The organism is Janthinobacterium rivuli, assembly GCF_029690045.1.
GTDB classification, from domain to species: Bacteria; Pseudomonadota; Gammaproteobacteria; order Burkholderiales; family Burkholderiaceae_D; genus Janthinobacterium; species Janthinobacterium rivuli.
Genome location: NZ_CP121464.1, coordinates 1,581,404 through 1,596,175 on the forward strand (window position 1 = coordinate 1,581,404; position 14,772 = coordinate 1,596,175).

12 protein-coding genes are annotated in these 14,772 nt (G+C 64.6%); 9 read left to right on the plus strand and 3 right to left on the minus strand.

Annotated elements, in window-relative coordinates; translation table 11 throughout:
• Positions 1-6: 6 nt before the first annotated feature.
• Positions 7-819, minus strand: a complete 813-nt coding sequence (locus P9875_RS07035; protein WP_081922859.1) for an outer envelope protein — start codon at positions 817-819, stop codon at positions 7-9.
• A 439-nt stretch (positions 820-1,258) separates the two neighbouring features.
• Between P9875_RS07035 and P9875_RS07040 the strand changes: the two genes are divergently transcribed.
• The 6 genes from P9875_RS07040 (at position 1,259) to P9875_RS07065 (ending at position 8,582) form a co-directional block, all read left to right on the plus strand.
• The gene (locus P9875_RS07040; protein ID WP_278317934.1) at positions 1,259-2,773 is read left to right on the plus strand and encodes an ABC transporter ATP-binding protein; all 1,515 of its coding nucleotides are present in this window, start codon (positions 1,259-1,261) and stop codon (positions 2,771-2,773) included.
• Complete coding sequence (locus P9875_RS07045; protein ID WP_099400818.1) at positions 2,766-3,842, plus strand: ABC transporter permease; 1,077 nt, start codon at positions 2,766-2,768, stop codon at positions 3,840-3,842. The genes P9875_RS07040 and P9875_RS07045 overlap by 8 nt, the downstream gene beginning before the upstream one ends.
• Positions 3,835-4,764: an ABC transporter permease gene (locus tag P9875_RS07050; protein WP_278317935.1), complete on the plus strand. Its 930-nt coding sequence runs from the start codon at positions 3,835-3,837 to the stop codon at positions 4,762-4,764. The genes P9875_RS07045 and P9875_RS07050 overlap by 8 nt, the downstream gene beginning before the upstream one ends.
• 21 nt (positions 4,765-4,785) lie before the next feature.
• Positions 4,786-5,871, plus strand: a complete 1,086-nt coding sequence (locus P9875_RS07055) for a BMP family ABC transporter substrate-binding protein (protein ID WP_278317936.1) — start codon at positions 4,786-4,788, stop codon at positions 5,869-5,871.
• A 121-nt stretch (positions 5,872-5,992) separates the two neighbouring features.
• Positions 5,993-6,829 carry an HDOD domain-containing protein gene (locus tag P9875_RS07060; protein WP_099379493.1) on the plus strand — a complete coding sequence of 279 codons (837 nt, stop codon included), beginning with the start codon at positions 5,993-5,995 and terminating at the stop codon, positions 6,827-6,829.
• Between the two features lie 136 nt (positions 6,830-6,965).
• A complete protein-coding gene (locus P9875_RS07065) occupies positions 6,966-8,582 on the plus strand; it encodes a M28 family peptidase (RefSeq protein WP_278317937.1) in 1,617 nt (538 codons plus the stop codon).
• Between the two features lie 176 nt (positions 8,583-8,758).
• Here the strand turns inward: P9875_RS07065 and P9875_RS07070 are convergent, their stop codons facing one another.
• Together P9875_RS07070 and P9875_RS07075 are read right to left on the minus strand one after the other, a co-directional pair.
• Positions 8,759-9,973 (minus strand): MFS transporter, encoded by a 1,215-nt coding sequence (locus P9875_RS07070; protein WP_278317938.1) that lies wholly within the window; start codon positions 9,971-9,973, stop codon positions 8,759-8,761.
• A 147-nt stretch (positions 9,974-10,120) separates the two neighbouring features.
• A complete protein-coding gene (locus P9875_RS07075; RefSeq protein WP_176389385.1) occupies positions 10,121-11,119 on the minus strand; it encodes an LLM class flavin-dependent oxidoreductase in 999 nt (332 codons plus the stop codon).
• Positions 11,120-11,379: 260 nt separating this feature from the next.
• Here P9875_RS07075 and galT point away from each other — a divergent pair, with 260 nt between their 5' ends.
• From galT to galK, 3 genes are read left to right on the plus strand one after another with little or no spacing between them, the layout of a single operon-like run.
• A complete protein-coding gene (gene galT / locus P9875_RS07080) occupies positions 11,380-12,483 on the plus strand; it encodes a galactose-1-phosphate uridylyltransferase (protein ID WP_278317939.1) in 1,104 nt (367 codons plus the stop codon).
• The gene (locus tag P9875_RS07085) at positions 12,480-13,595 is read left to right on the plus strand and encodes a peptidase M24 (RefSeq protein WP_278317940.1); all 1,116 of its coding nucleotides are present in this window, start codon (positions 12,480-12,482) and stop codon (positions 13,593-13,595) included. The genes galT and P9875_RS07085 overlap by 4 nt, the downstream gene beginning before the upstream one ends.
• A complete protein-coding gene (galK, locus tag P9875_RS07090; protein ID WP_278317941.1) occupies positions 13,592-14,659 on the plus strand; it encodes a galactokinase in 1,068 nt (355 codons plus the stop codon). The genes P9875_RS07085 and galK overlap by 4 nt, the downstream gene beginning before the upstream one ends.
• The last annotated feature ends 113 nt before the right edge of the window (positions 14,660-14,772 follow it).

The window sequence follows — 14,772 nt, forward strand, 5'->3', positions numbered from 1 at the left end:
TGAATTTTAGAAATGGTACTCCGCGCGTATCATCGGCGTCTTCGCCGTCTGCCCCACGTTGCCTGTGGTGGCGGGCGAGTTGCCGAACTTGTTCTTCCAGTACTGGTATTCCAGACCCACGCGGAAGGTGTTCTTGGCGCTGCCCAGGGCCGCGCCCACGTCGAACATCACTTGCATGTCGATATTCGTTTCCACCGCCGTCTTGCGGCCCACTTCATCGTTGCCTTTTGAATCGATGAGGTTAAAGAATCCTTCGAACGAGAACAGCGGCGACAGCGGGATGCCCCAGGCGCCCGTCAGCATGGCGTGCGTTTTATACGTGTAGCGGCCCGTCACTTGCGAGATGGGCGGGAACGCGCCGCTGGGGGCATTGCTTTCGCGCAGTAACAGCAGGCTGGTGTTGAAGAAACCGGGCACGTCCCACATCAGGGTTGGGCCGGCCACCAGCATGCGCTTGCGCGAATTGTAGCCGACGTCATTCTTGGTGTTGACGTCGAAACCGAGGGTGACGCCGACGCCGCGCACGGGGCCGAACTTGATGTCGCTGCCGCGCACCTTGCCGATGTCGATGGTGTTGCGGTACACCAGGTACGCTTCCTGCGCGCCGGACGTCTTGCCCAGCGCGCCAGGGTCCTTGCTGTCGGACATGAGGAAATCGAGGTTGACGAAATTGCTGCCGTATTTGTAGCCGCTGGCGTGCGTGATGGCGAAGATGTTTTTCTTGATGTCGTCCGGATTGAACGGCTCGCGGTAATCATTGCCGGCGCGCCAGCTCAGCGCGGTATCGCTCCATTCGGCAGCCTGGGCGGTTGCGCCCACGCCGAGGGTGGTAGTGAGGCAGAGCAACAGACACGGTATGGTTTTTGGCACTTTCGGCTCCTGATGGCGGTGTGGGAAACGGGAAATGAAATAGCAGGGGGCGTAGCCCGCATGAAGCGCTGCGATGGGGATAATTACGCGCCGTTCAATCCATGATGCGAGAAGCGCCACGTCGGGCGATATGTCTTGTCTGCATACTTACTATCATTTCTTGCATATAATCATCGCACCTTCTCGCCATTGCGGGGCAAGGCGGCCGCTGTAAAGCTGATAATTTTTTTCAAAATTGTATACAGGTGTTGTTTTTTTGAGGAAATAGAAATGCGCGCCGCCGCGTCATCCCCCAAGCGCCGCGGATGCCGATACGATAGAGACAAGAGCTTGAATTTCTCCACCGGCGACGATGCCGGCGACCCTGCAGCGAGGCACGAAAAAAACAATGACGGCACGCCTGGAATTACTCGATATCAGCAAGCGCTATCCGGCCGTGGTGGCCAATGACGGCATCTGTCTCACCGTCGCGCCCGGACAAATCCACGCCGTACTCGGCGAAAACGGCGCCGGCAAATCGACCCTGATGAAAATCATCTACGGCGCCGTGCAGCCCGATGGCGGCCGCATTCTGTGGAATGGCCGCGAAGTCGAGATCGCCAACCCGTCGGCCGCGCGGGCGCTGGGCATCGCCATGGTGTTCCAGCACTTTTCCCTGTTCGACACCTTGACCGTGACGGAAAACATCGCCCTCGGTTTGCCCGCCGGCACCAACATGACGGAGCTGGCGCAGCGCATCGAAGACACTGCGCGCCAGTACGGCCTGGACCTGGAACCGCAGCGCCACGTGCACACGCTTTCCGTCGGCGAATGCCAGCGTGTGGAAATCGTGCGCGCCTTGCTGGCCAAGCCGCAACTGCTGATCCTCGATGAACCGACGTCCGTGCTGACGCCGGGCGCCGTGGAAAAACTGTTTACCACCTTGCGCCAGCTGGCGGCCGAAGGCTGCAGCATCCTGTACATCAGCCACAAGCTCGACGAGATCCGCGCTCTGTGCCATACGTGCACGGTGGTGCGCGCCGGCAAGAACGCGGGCGTATGCGACCCCTCGCAAGAGTCGGCGGCCAGCCTGTCGCGCATGATGATCGGCGCCGAGCCGCCCGCCGTCACGCGCGTGGCGCGCACGCCCGGTGCCGCCATGCTGAGCGTCAAGAATTTGAACTTGCCGAAGAGCCACCCGTTCGCCACGCAATTGATCGATATCCATTTCGACGTGCGCGCGGGCGAGATCGTCGGCATCGCGGGCGTGTCCGGCAATGGCCAGCAGGAATTGCTGGCGGCCCTGTCGGGTGAAGACATGCGCGCGGCCGCCGCCAGCATCGTGCTCAATGGCACGCCGGCGGGCCGACTGCCGCCGGGAAGGCGGCGCGCGCTGGGCTTCGGCTTCGTGCCGGAAGAAAGGCTGGGGCGCGGCGCCGTGCCCGACATGGGGCTGGCCGACAACGTGTTATTGAGCTTGCAGACACCGGCCACCATCCGCCACGGCTTCGTGCGCCATAACGTCATCGCGCAGCGGGCGGCCGCCATCATCGCCCGCTTCCAGGTGAAGGCGGGCGGGCCGCAGGCGCTGGCGCGCAGCCTGTCGGGCGGCAATTTGCAGAAATACATAGTCGGCCGCGAAGTCATGCGTGAACCCACGGTGCTGGTGGTGGCGCAGCCGACCTGGGGCGTGGACGTGGGCGCGGCCGCGCAAATCCGCGCCGAATTGCTGGCGCTGCGCGATGCCGGTTGCGCGCTGCTGGTCGTCTCGGAAGAGCTCGATGAATTGTTCGACATCAGCGACCGCTTGCTGGTGATGGCGAAGGGAAAGATATCGCCATCGCTCGACGTGGGCGAGGCCAGCGTGGCGCAGGTGGGGCAGTGGATGAGCGGGCTGTGGCCGCAGGAGGCTGCCCATGGCTAAATTTGCCTTGCGCCTGGAAGCCCGGCCGACTCCGTCGCGCCTGATGTCGTGGCTGTCGCCCGTGCTGGCCGTGCTGCTGACCGTGCTGTGCGGCGCGCTGCTGTTTATCGCGCTGGGAAACGATCCGCTGGCGGGCCTGGCCGTGTTCTTTGTCGAACCCTTGCGCGACGCGCATGGCTGGTCCGAGCTGGGCCTTAAAGTCGCCCCTTTGCTGTTGATCGCCGTGGGCCTGGCCATCTGCTTTCGCGCCAACATCTACAACATCGGCGCGGAAGGGCAGCTGACCCTGGGCGCCATCTGCGGCGGCGCGGCCGCGCTGTACCTCGATGACGGCGTCGGTGGCGCGGCCATCATCGGCGTGTCCCTGCTGGCCGGCATGGCGGGCGGCATGCTGTGGGCGGGCCTGGTGGCGTGGCTGCGCGACCGCTACAACGCCAGCGAAATCCTCGTCTCGCTGATGCTGGTCTACATCGCCCAATTGCTGCTCAGCTATCTCGTATATGGCGTGCTGCGCGACCCGGAAGGGTTTAATTTTCCGCAATCGAAACTGCTGTCGGACGGCTTGCTGTTGCCGATGGTGATCAGCGATACGCGCTTGCACGTGGGCATCGTGTTTGCTTTGCTGGCTTCGCTGGGCGGCTGGCTGTATTTGTCGCGCAGCATTGCCGGCTTCCGCCTGCGCGTGGGCGGCATGGCGCCGGCCGCCGCCCGGTATGCGGGCTTTTCCTCGCGCAAGACCTTGTGGTCGTCCTTGCTGATTTGCGGCGCCCTGTCCGGCCTGGCGGGCGCCTGCGAAGTGCTGGGGCCGATGGGGCAGCTGACGCCCACCGTCTCGCCCGGCTACGGCTTTGCCGCCATCATCGTCGCTTTCGTCGGACGCTTGCATCCCGTGGGCGTGATTTTTTCCAGCTTCGTCATGGCCCTGTTTTATATCGGCGGCGAACTGGCGCAGTCGCGCCTCGGCCTGCCCAGCGCGATCACGGGCGTATTCCAGGGCATCTTGCTGTTCGCCTTGCTCGCTTGCGACGTGCTGATTCAATACAAATTGCGCTGGAGAAAACATGGATAACCTGCTGCTGACCATCGCACCACTGGTCGCGGCCAGCATCAATGCGGGCACGCCGCTGATGCTGGCCGCCCTCGGTTTGTTGGTGAATGAAAAGGCGGGCGTGGTCAACCTGGGCGCGGAAGGCATGATGCTGGTCTCGGCCATCACGGGCTTTGCCGTGGCCGTCAACACGGGCAGCCCCACCCTGGGATTTCTGGCGGGGGCGTGCGCCAGCATGCTGCTGTCAGGCTTCTTTGCCTGGCTGACCGTGTGGCTGGGCACGAACCAGTACGCGACGGGCCTGGCTTTATCTCTGTTCGGCGCCGGCGCGTCCACGTATATCGGCTTGAAGTACGTGGGCAACAGCTTGCAGAATGGCCGCTTCGGCATCCCTTTATTGGAAGACATTCCCGTGCTGGGGCCGGCCCTGTTCCGCCAGCATCCGATGGTGTATTTGTCGTTGCTGCTGTGCCTGGCCATCGCCTGGTTTTTGTACCGCACGCGGGCGGGCCTCGTGCTGCGCGCCGTGGGCGAGTCGCCAGCGTCCGCGCATGCGCTCGGCTACCCCGTGCGTCGCATCCGCCTGGCAGCCGTGCTGTTCGGTGGCGCCTGCTGCGGCCTGGCCGGCGCGTTTTTATCGCTCGTGTACACCCCGCTGTGGGTGGAGGGCATGGTGGCGGGACGCGGCTGGATCGCGCTGGCGCTGACCACCTTTGCCACCTGGCGCCCCGCGCGCGTGGTGGGCGGCGCCTACCTGTTCGGCGGCATCACGATATTGACGTTCCACGCGCAGGCGCTGGGCGTGCCGATTGCCTCGCAACTGCTGTCGATGCTGCCGTATGTGGCGGCCATCGTCGTGCTGGTGCTGATCTCCAGCAATGCCAATTACATCAAGCTCAACATGCCAGCATCGCTGGGCAAGAATTTCAATCCGGGAAATTAATCACTCACCACAAGGAAAACCATGTCCAAGAAACTGTTGTGCGCCGCCGTTTGCAGTGCGGCGCTGATGCCCGCCATGCCTGCCATGGCCGCCGCGCCCGCCGCCGCCCCATTGAATGTCGGTTTTGTTTACATCAGCCCCATCGGCGACGCGGGCTGGACCACCCAGCACGATCAGGCCCGCAAGGAAATGGAAAAGGCGCTGGGCAGCAAGATCACCACCAAGTACGTGGAAAACGTGCCGGAGAGCGCCGATGCGGAACGGGTGATCCGCGACCTGGCGCAAACGGGCAGCAAGCTGGTCATCACGACCTCGTTCGGCTACATGAATCCCACCTTGAAAGTGGCGAAACAATTTCCTAATGTGAAGTTCATTCATTTGACGGGCTACAAGACGGCCGTCAACGTGGCCAACACGAATGCCCGTTTCTACGAAGGCCGCTACCTGGCTGGCGTGCTGGCAGGAAAGATGAGCAAGACCCACGTGGCCGGTTACGTGGCGGCATTCCCCATCCCGGAAGTGTTGCAGGGAGTCAACGCCTTTACGCGCGGCATGCGCAGCGTCGACCCCAAGGCGGAAGTGAAAGTGGTGTGGGTGAATAGCTGGTTCGACCCGGGCAAGGAACGCGACGCGGCCATCACCCTGATCGGCCAGGGTGCCGACGTGGTCACCCATCACACGGATTCGACCGCCGTGGTGCAGGCCGCGGAAGAGAAGGGCAAGTATGCGATCGCCTACCACTCTGACATGAAAAAGTACGGGCCGAAAGCGCAGCTTGCCGCCGTCACCCACCATTGGGGCGATTACTATACGCAGCAGGCGCAAGCCGTGCTGGACGGCACGTGGAAGTCCAGCAGCACCTGGGGCGGCATCAAGGATGGCATGGTCAAGCTGGAAGGCATCAACGCTGCCGTGCCCGCCGATGTGAAACAGTTTGTATTGGCGCGTGAGAAAGAGTTGGTGGCCGGCAAGCTTAATCCGTTCAGCGCGCCGGTCAAGGATAACGATGGCAAGGTGCGCCTGGACAAAGGCGTGCTGGACGATGCGGCGCTGACGAAGATGGATTATTTTGTCGAAGGCGTGGCCGGGAAAGTTTCCGGAAAGTAATAGGTTTGAGTTTGAACTTGCTGTAATATTGCCGGAAACGGGAGCCGGGCCGGGACGCAGTGCGCCTTCCCGGCCCACCCACACAGCAGAGCCTGAACAGGCCCGTACCGGAGATTGACCCATGGACAGACTGGAAGTATTCAAGATTATCGCGTTGCAAGCGAGCAAGGGCGAGCTGACGTTCCCCGCCAACGTCAAGGCCACCTTGAAGCTGCAGGAAGCGCTGGACGACCCCGATTGCCATATCGAGGCGGCTGCGCGCATGGTCATGGCCGAGCCGCTGCTGTCGGCCCGGGTCGTGGCATTGGCCAACTCGGCCGCCTACAACCGTTCCGGCAATGAAATCGCCAATGTGCGCGCCGCCGTTTCGCGCCTGGGCTTTGCCACCCTGAAATCGATGGTGGCCTCCGTCATCGTGCGCCAGCTGGGCAGCCAGATTACCGACCCGCAATTGCGCGCCAAGGCGGCCAAGCTGTGGGAACACACGGCCCACGTGGCCGCGCTGAGCCAGGTGATCGCGCGGAAAGTCACGCACGTGGACGTGGAAACGGCCATGTTCGCCGCCATCGTGCACGAAGTGGGCGGCTTTTATCTGCTGTCGCGGGCCGAGGAATATCCGGGTTTGCTCGACGACAATACCGAAGACTGGATCGAATACGGCGAAAAGCTGATTGGCCGTGGCGTGCTGCGCCAGCTGCAAGTGCCGGACATGGTCTTGCAAGCCGTGGAAGGCATGTGGCATGGCGGCAGCCCGTTCCCGCCCCGCACCCTGGGCGCGACCCTGGTGCTGGCCAACGATCTGTCGCCTGTCGGTTCGCCTTTGCACCCGCCGGAAAGCGCCGCGCGGCGCCAGGCGGCGGCGAAGATCGACTTCGGCATCGGCGGCAGCACCTTGCACACCATCCTCGAGGAATCGGCCGAAGAGATCGAATCCCTGGCGGCCGCCTTGCTCGTGTAAATTACTCGGCCATGACATCCCCGCCTTGCCGCGGGGATTTTTTTCGTCCGCATTTTGATCCATCTTTCTCCATGGCATACAATCGCCGGCTCGGCCATCCGCCGGACCGCTTTCCTCCTCTTACCCAAAGGATATTATGCAGAAGCTGTTTTCTTCCCTCGCCTTGACTGCGCTGGCGTTTTCCGCCCAGGCCGCGACCGGTTCGCCCATCGTGCAGGAAGCGCCCTTGCGCGCCCACCTGGCCTTCCTGTCGAACGATTTGCTGGAAGGCCGCGGCACGGGCCAGCGCGGCGCCGACCTGACGGTGGCCTACCTGGAAACCCAGGCGCAGATGGCCGGCTTGAAACCCGTGCGCGGCAACAGCTATCGCCAGAGCGTGCAGATCGCCGGCGTGAAATCCTTGCCGCAAGATAGCAGCCTGCAGGCGGTGGCGGGCGGTGGCAAGGCCGTGCCACTGGCATTCGGTCCGGACTGGGTCTGGGCCACGGGCGACTCCGTTGCCGCGCACACCTTCGATGCGCCGCTCGTCTTCGTCGGCTACGGCATCACGGCGCCGGAAGAGGGCTGGAACGCTTTCAAGGGTGTCGATGTCAAAAACAAGATCGTCGTCATGATGGTCAACGACCCGCAGCCGACCGCTGCCGAACCAAACCGTTTCGCTGGCAAGGCGCTGACTTATTACGGCCGCTGGACCTACAAATTCGAGGAAGCCAAGCGCCAGGGCGCGGCCGGCGTCTTGCTGATCCACACGAAACCGTCGGCCTCGTACGACTGGAGCGTGGTGCAGAACAGCTGGAGCGGCAGCGAGCGCTTTCAATTGGCTGACCGCACAGCCGGCACGCCGCTGCAGGGCTGGATCGCGGAAGACGCGGCGCGGCGCCTGTTTGCGGCCGGCGGGCAGGACCTGGACGCCTTGCGAGTGCAAGCGGAAAGCAAGGACTTCAAGGCCGTCGCATTGAACGCCAAGCTGAGCGGTGAAATGAAATCGGCCGTGCGCAAGGTGGAGCAGTTCAATATCGCCGGCATGGTGCCGGGCACGGATCCGACACTGAAAGAGGAAGCCGTCATCTACAGCGGCCACTGGGATCATCTGGGCAAGCAGGGAGATACTGGCGATACCATCTACAACGGCGCCGTCGACAATGCCTCGGGCACGGCCGGCCTGCTGGCCATGGCGCAGGAAGCCGTGAAAAAACCGGCGAAGCGCACGCAGATCTTCCTGTGGGTGGCGGCCGAGGAGCAGGGTTTATTAGGTAGCGCCGCCTACGCGGCCGATCCGCTGTGGCCCTTGAACAAGACGGCTGCCGCGCTGAACCTGGACAGCCTCAATTTCGTCGGCGCCACGCACGACATCGGCGCGCAAGGCAGCGAGCGCACGGAACTGGGCGCCATGGCGGCAACAACCGCCAAAGCCATGGGCATGCACATCGCGCAAGCGCGTCCCGACCTGGCGGGCGGCTATTTCCGCAGCGACCATTTCAGCTTTGCCAAGGCGGGCGTGCCCGCGTTTTCCATCAATGGCGGACGCGAGTACATCAAGGACGTGGCCGCATCGAAAGCCAAGGCGGCCGCCTACGGCCCCCGCTACCATCAGGTGACCGATGAGTACGACGCCAGCTGGGATCTGTCCGGCATGACGCAGCAGGCGCAATTTACGCTGAACCTGGGTCTAGCCGTGGCGAACGCGGCGAAGATGCCGGCCTGGAAGGCGGGCGATGCGTTTGGCAAGGCGCGCGAGCAGGCTGCAAAGTAAGGGGTGGTTTGTGCCAACAATGTTGGCGCGGCAGTGTCGGCTTACGCGCTGGCGCGCTAACCCGACCTACGTGACTTGTTTCTATCAGCATCAGGCGTAGGTCGGATTAGCGCGGCGAAGCCGTGCGTAATCCGACAGTATTGTTGGCCCCATAGTGTTGGCGCCGCAGCGTTGGATCAGGCAGCCCGCTCCAGCCGCCGTTGCGTGTGCCGGTACTTGCTCCACACCAGCAGCATCAACAGCGGCATGGCGCCGCCCACCATGCATAGGGCGGGCCAGCCGCCGGCGGCAAAGCTGGCGCTGGCCAGGGCCGAGCCAGCGGAGGCGCCGATGAAGCCGCCCGCGATGAAGACCGTGGTCACCCTTGCGCGCGCATGCGGCGCCAGTTTATAGATGATCGACTGGTGCGTCACTTGCAAGCCCATCACACCCATGTCCAGCAGGACGATGCCGATCAACAGCAGCACCAGCGAATGGGCGCCAAAGCCGATCAAAGCCCAGCCAGCGATCGAGGCGACGGCCAGCAGCCAGGTGGCTTGGCGCGCATAGCCGCGGTCGGCCATGCGGCCCGCCGTGTTGGCGGCAAACGCGCCCGTGGCGCCCGCCAGGCCGAACAGGCCGATCTGCATTTCCGAATAGTGGTACGGCGCGCCGCTGAGCAAGAAGGTCAGGCCCGTCCAGAACACGCTGAAGGTACCCAGGCCCAGGCCCGAGAACAGGGCGCGCTGGCGCAGCAACGGTTCCTGGCGGATGATGTCGGCTAGCGAGGCCAACAGCTTGCCGTATTGCAGCTTGCCGCGTGGCGCTTCGTTCGGCAGGATGCGGCGCAGCATGACGAGCAGGGCCGCGACGACGATGGCGGCCAGCACGTAGACGGTGCGCCAGCCGCCGCTGATCTGCGACACGGTGCCGGAGACGGTACGCGCCAGCAAGATGCCCAACAACAAGCCCGTCATGACGGTGCCCACCATGCGGCCCCGGCTGTGGTCGGGCGCATACGAGGCCACCATGGCCGTGACGACCATCAAGGCGCTGGACGTGATCCCCATCAAGACGCTGGCGATGGCAAAGACGATGATGTTCTGGCTGGTGGCGGCCAGCAGCAGGGCGGCTATCTTGGCGATCAGCATCCACGTCAGTAACTGGCGGCGGTTCAGCACGTCGCTGAGCGGCACCAGAAACACGATGCCCAGCACATAGCCGATCTGTGTGGCCGTGACCAGGTAGCCCGCTTGCGGCACGCTGACGCCAAACGAGGCGGCCAGCATGGACGTGAGCGGCTGCACGTAATAGAGGCTGGCGACGAGCACGCCGGCGGACAGGGCGAACAACAGGATGCGGGTCGACGTCAGCAGGGCGCTGGCGTCGACATTCGATGGTGCGGATTTCATGCGGTTACAACTTTCTTGGAATGATGCTTTTGGATGGACATGATAGCGGGGCTGCGCATTTCTTGCCGGGCAGGCAAAAAAATCCCGGCGATCGTTGCCGACGGCCGGGAAAAGGGTATAGGGGGATATACCGAGGAGAGTTAAAACTTAAGCAGCGCGTGCCAGCTCCGCATGCACCTGCGCCGTGATTTCATACGAGCGCAGCCGGTGCTGGTGGTCGAAGATCTGCGACGTGATCATCAGTTCGTCGGCGCCCGTTTCGGCGATGAAGGCGGCCATCTTCGCCTTGACGGTGTCTGGCGCGCCGATGGCGGTGCAGGACAGGACGGAATCGAGCATGGCGCGTTCCTGCGGGCCCAGTTGCTCCAGGTAGCCGGGCACGGGCGGCTGCAAACGCGACGGGCGGCCCGTGCGCAGGTTGACGAACGCTTGCTGCATCGACGTGGCGCGCAGGTGCGCCTCGGCATCCGTGTCGGCGGCAAAGACGTTAAAGCCCAGCATCACGTACGGTTTCGCCAATTGTTTGGACGGCTTGAAGTGTTCGCGGTAGTAGGCCACGGCTTGCATCATCATTTGCGGCGCGAAGTGCGAGGCGAAGGCGTACGGCAAGCCCAGGTGGGCGGCCAGCTGGGCGCCAAACAGGCTCGACCCGAGTATCCACACGGGCACTTTCGCGCCCTTGCCGGGCACGGCCAGCACGCGCTGGCGCGGCTCGTCGGACATATAGTCGATCAATTCCTGCACGTCCTGCGGGAACTGCTCCGCGTCCGATTGCAGGTCGCGGCGCAGGGCGCGCGCCGTCGTCTGGTCGGAGCCGGGCGCGCGGCCCAGGCCCAGGTCGATGCGGCCCGGATGCAGCGCTTCCAGGGTGCCGAACTGTTCCGCGATGACGAGCGGCGAGTGGTTCGGCAGCATCACGCCGCCGGCACCCACGCGGATGGTTTTCGTGCCGGCCGCCACATGGGCGATGACGACGGCCGTGGCGGCGCTGGCGATGCCGGGCATGCCGTGGTGTTCGGCCAGCCAGTAGCGGTTATAGCCCCAGCGTTCGCCGTGCTGCGCCAGGTCGAGCGTGTTCTTGAACGACTGGCTGGCGTCGCTGCCTTCGGCGATGGGGGCCAGGTCGAGTATGGAAAATGGAGTCATGGTAGCGATATCGGGACGTGGTTGAAAATCACAATGGACGATTTGTCTATCCCCTGACGACAATAGGGTCGGCCTTGAACGCGGCAGGGATGACAGGCTGGACACATGATAATGCGAATTTGGAATTTGCGTACTGATCGGTAAAAAACTCGTGCCGGCTGGGGCCGGTGCTGCTTAAACTGGTGAAATCGCCGCAAACTCTGGAACTTTCCTTGCCAGCCCCAGTCTTAAGAATTCGTGCCTTAAGATTGTGAAACATCATGTATTGCGAGCAACTCGTCAAACCCGACGGGCGCCAACTGACCCTTTACAGTAGGCGTCCCATCGTCGTCGCTGGCCTTGCACCGAGCCCTTTCCCCTTGCCGCAGGAAGCCAATCCGCACTTGCGCTGGCACCCCTTGCGCGGCGAGTGGGTGGCGTACGCTGCCTATCGCCAGGGCCGCACCTTTCTCCCTCCGGCGCAGTACAACCCGCTGGCGCCTACGCGCGATCCCGCGCATCCGACGGAGTTGCCTGCCGGCGACTACGATATCGCCGTCTTCGACAACCGCTTTCCCACCCTGGCACTGCATGCCCATGACCCGCCCGCCTTGACGGTTGCCACGGCGCCCGCTGGCGGCCACTGCGAAGTAGTGGTGTTTGCCCAGGATGCCTGCGCCTCGCTGGGCACCTTGCCTGTCAGTCACATCGTCTTGCTGCTGCAAGCGTGGGCCGAACGCACGCAAGAGCTTGCCAAGCGACCCGGCATCGCCTACGTGCTGCCGTTCGAAAACCGTGGCGCGGAAGTGGGCGTGACCCTGCACCATCCGCATGGCCAGATCTACGCCTATCCCTTTGTCCCGCCCGTGCCGGCCCGCATGCTGGCGCAGGAGCGCGCGTATTTTGCCGAGCATGGCCAGGCCTTGCTGGTGGACATGGCGCGGCGCGAAGCCGATGGCGGCGCGCGCCTGCTGTATCTGGGACCGGAAGCCATCGCTTTTGTTCCCGCCTGCGCCCGCTACCCGTATGAAGCGTGGGTGATGCCGCTGCGGCAGACGGACAGCTTTGCGGCCTTGTCGGCCGGGCAGCGCGAGGATCTGGCACGCGCGCTGAAAACCGTCTTGCTGAAATACGACGGCCTGTGGCAGCGCGAGATGCCCTATCTGATGGCCTGGTACCAGGCGCCGCCGGACGGGTGCGCGCATCCGGAAACGCAGCTGCATGCGCAGTTTTATCCACCGTACCGCACGCGCGAACGGCTCAAATACCTGGCCGGTACCGAGTTGGGTGCTGGCATGTATGCCATGGATGCCCTGCCCGAGGAGTCGGCGCGGCAGTTGCAGGACGTGCACGTGGCATGGAATATGGCAGAGGAAATCGCATGAATTGGAATGTTGAACTGGAAATTGCACATAAACTGGCGCAGATGCGCGGCTGGCTGGAACAGGAGCGGGCGGGCGCGCTGCGCCTGCGCGGCGTGGACTGGTTCGCCTGGGCCACGGCGGGCGCGTCGGGCAGCGCCTGCCAGACGGCCGAGTGCGGCTGTGCCGAGGTGCTCGTCACGCGCGACGCGGCCTACATCCTGACGGATGCGGCCGAGGCGCAGCGGCTGCGCCACGAAGAAGTGCGCGGCAGCTGGACCTGGCAAGTGACGCCGTGGATGCAGCCGCGGATGGCTGAATTGCGCGAGCATTTCGTGCAGCATGCGGCGGGCGGGCGGCCCGTGCTGTGCGACCGGCCTGGCCTGCATGAACGCAGCCTGCCCGTTGTGCTGCGCGAAGAGCGCTTGCCCTTGCTGGCCTCGGAACAGGTGCGCTACCGCGAAGTGGGGCGCCTGGCCGCCGCTGCCGCCAGCGAAGCGCTGCGCGCCGCGCGCCCGGACTGGAGCGAGCAGGAGCTGGCCGGCGCCTGCGCCCGCGCCCTGTGGTCGCGCGGCCTGCACGCCGTGTACGTGCTGGCGGCGGGCGCCGAGCGCTTCGTGCGCTACCGGCGCGCGCCGCCGGCCGCGTCGCCGCTGGGTGAACGGGCCGTGCTGGCGCTGTGCGCGCAGCGTTTCGGCCTGTGCGCCAGCCTGAGCCGCCAGCGCCGCTTCCGTCCCGTCCACCCCGCGCGCGACGGCATCGGCGAAGCGGACGCGGCCATCCTGGCGCTGGAAGCGGTGGCGCTCGATGCCTGCGAAGTGGGCCACGCGCTGAGCATGGTGTATCACGCGCTCGACAGCGCCTATGCGTATGCGGGCCAGCCCGATACGGTGCACGAATACCGGCAGGGCGGCATCGCCGGCTACCGCTCGCCCGAAGTGGCCGCCGGCGCGCACACGGAAATCACCCTGAAAGAGGGCATGGCCCTGGCCTTCCATCCGACCTTGCCCGACAGCATGGTGGAAGACACTTTCCTGCTCAGCGGCGGGCACCTGCACAACCTGACTTGCGACCCGGACTGGCCGGCCACATCCGTGCAGGGGCGGCTGCGTCCGCTGACCCTGGAGTTGCCATGATCACCCCCGAGGCGTATTTCGGCGCGAGCCCCGTGGTGGATGCCTCGGCGCCCGGCAGGGTCAACCTGCTGGGCGAGCATACGGACTACAACGATGGCTACATGCTGCCGTGCGCCACGCCGCAACGCACGCGGGTGAGGCTGGCGCTGGCCGCCGATGGACACCATCAGTTCTATTCGGCAACCCTTGATGAGCTCGTGCGTTTCGAGCACCAGTGCGCCGCGCCGCCCGGCTTCGGCCGCTACCTGGAAGGCTGCATCCGCCTGCTCGAGGAGCGCGGCGTGGCGGTGCCGGCCGTGCGCGCGCATATCGAATCGGACGTGCCGCCGGGCGCCGGCCTGTCGAGCAGCGCGGCGCTGGAAATCGCCATGCTGCGCGCGCTGCGCCAGTTGCTGGGGCTGTCGATTGACGACGTGTCGCTGGCGCTGATGGGGCAGCAGGCGGAAATCCGCTATGCGCAGGTCAATTGCGGCGTGATGGATCAGATGGCGTCCAGCCTGGCCGACGAGCGCCATATGCTGCTGCTCGATGCGCGTACCTTGCAGCATGAATTGCTCGACTTGCCTGGCGACAGCGAGGTGCTGGTCGTCGACAGCGGCATGGCGCGCACCTTGGCCAGCAGCAAGTACAACGAGCGGCGCGCCGAGTGCGAACAGGCGGCGCGCCTGCTGGGCGTGGCGGCGCTGCGCGACGTGCGCGAGCCGTCCATGGTGGAAGGCTTGCCCGAACCGTATCGCCGCCGCGCGCGCCATGTGGTCAGCGAAAACCTGCGCGTGCTGCAGGCGTGCGGCCAGCATGGTCCCGTGCTTTTTGGCCAGTTGATGACGCTGTCGCACGCCAGCCTGCGCGACGATTATGAAGTGTCGCTGCCGGCGCTCGATGCGCTGGTGGCGCTGCTGTCGGCGCAGTCCGCCGTGTACGGCGCGCGCCTGACGGGCGCCGGTTTTGGCGGGGCCTGCGTGGCCCTGTGCCGCAAGCACTGCGCGGCCAGCGCGGGGCGCGCGGCGGTACAGCGCTTTAACGCTGCCGGACACAGCGCACGCATGGTGGTTCCCTTGGCATGAGCGTGGTTTGATCTTGCTCATGCGTTGCGGCGCAAGTCCCATACGCCGGAACTTGCTCCCTGCGGCATGCATCCAACACGCATGCTCAATGACCATCTCTCCCCACCGAATAC

Coding starts and splice junctions, on each gene's coding strand:
- P9875_RS07040 (WP_278317934.1), top strand. CDS start 1,259: ATGACGGCACGCCTGGAATTACTCGATATCAGCAAGCGCTATCCGGCC.
- P9875_RS07045 (WP_099400818.1), top strand. CDS start 2,766: ATGGCTAAATTTGCCTTGCGCCTGGAAGCCCGGCCGACTCCGTCGCGC.
- P9875_RS07050 (WP_278317935.1), top strand. CDS start 3,835: ATGGATAACCTGCTGCTGACCATCGCACCACTGGTCGCGGCCAGCATC.
- P9875_RS07055 (WP_278317936.1), top strand. CDS start 4,786: ATGTCCAAGAAACTGTTGTGCGCCGCCGTTTGCAGTGCGGCGCTGATG.
- P9875_RS07060 (WP_099379493.1), top strand. CDS start 5,993: ATGGACAGACTGGAAGTATTCAAGATTATCGCGTTGCAAGCGAGCAAG.
- P9875_RS07065 (WP_278317937.1), top strand. CDS start 6,966: ATGCAGAAGCTGTTTTCTTCCCTCGCCTTGACTGCGCTGGCGTTTTCC.
- P9875_RS07070 (WP_278317938.1), bottom strand. CDS start 9,973: ATGAAATCCGCACCATCGAATGTCGACGCCAGCGCCCTGCTGACGTCG.
- P9875_RS07075 (WP_176389385.1), bottom strand. CDS start 11,119: ATGACTCCATTTTCCATACTCGACCTGGCCCCCATCGCCGAAGGCAGC.
- galT (WP_278317939.1), top strand. CDS start 11,380: ATGTATTGCGAGCAACTCGTCAAACCCGACGGGCGCCAACTGACCCTT.
- P9875_RS07085 (WP_278317940.1), top strand. CDS start 12,480: ATGAATTGGAATGTTGAACTGGAAATTGCACATAAACTGGCGCAGATG.
- galK (WP_278317941.1), top strand. CDS start 13,592: ATGATCACCCCCGAGGCGTATTTCGGCGCGAGCCCCGTGGTGGATGCC.